The organism is Frankia sp. AgKG'84/4, assembly GCF_023242965.2.
GTDB lineage: Bacteria > Actinomycetota > Actinomycetes > Frankiales > Frankiaceae > Frankia.
Genome location: NZ_JALKFU020000728.1, coordinates 1 through 529, shown reverse-complemented (window position 1 = coordinate 529; position 529 = coordinate 1). Strand labels below are relative to the sequence as shown.

1 protein-coding gene is annotated in these 529 nt (G+C 76.0%); it reads left to right on the top strand.

All coding sequences use genetic code 11. The features are described from left to right. Window positions 1-529 (top strand): ANTAR domain-containing protein (locus tag MXD58_RS24825; RefSeq protein WP_250610064.1); only part of this gene is annotated, 529 nt, incomplete at both ends.

Genomic DNA, 529 nt, shown 5'->3' with positions numbered 1-529 from the left:
GTCCCGACGCGAAGGGAACCGCTCCGGCCGGTGCCCGCCGCACCGCTGGTGACATGCGGCTGCGCCGGACGTCCGCCGGGTGGGTCGTGGAGGGCCCCGGCCCCGAGCTACGCCCCGTCGGCGATCTGCTGTCCGCCATGGTTCTCGCTGATCTGCTCGCCGAGGACCTCGCGCCGCCCGGGCGTCCCCGGCGCGCCGAGCGCGACCTGGGCGAAATCGAGCAGCTGCGGCTGTCGGTCGTCCAGCTCGAACACGCCCTCGCCTCGCGAGTGATCGTCGAACAGGCCATCGGCGTGCTGGCGGAACGCAACCAGATCCGGCCGCGGGAGGCCTTCGAACGGCTCCGGCGCACCGCCCGTGGCCTGGGCCGACGGGTGCATGACCTGGCCCGCCAGGTGGTGGACTCGGTCGGCGACCCGCGCGTCGTACTGCCGGGCGAGCTGTTCAGCCGCGGTCCGGTGGCCGGCGGTGGCCAGGTCAGTGGCGCCGCGCCCGCTGGCGGGACCGCCCACCCGGGCCGGGCGAACGC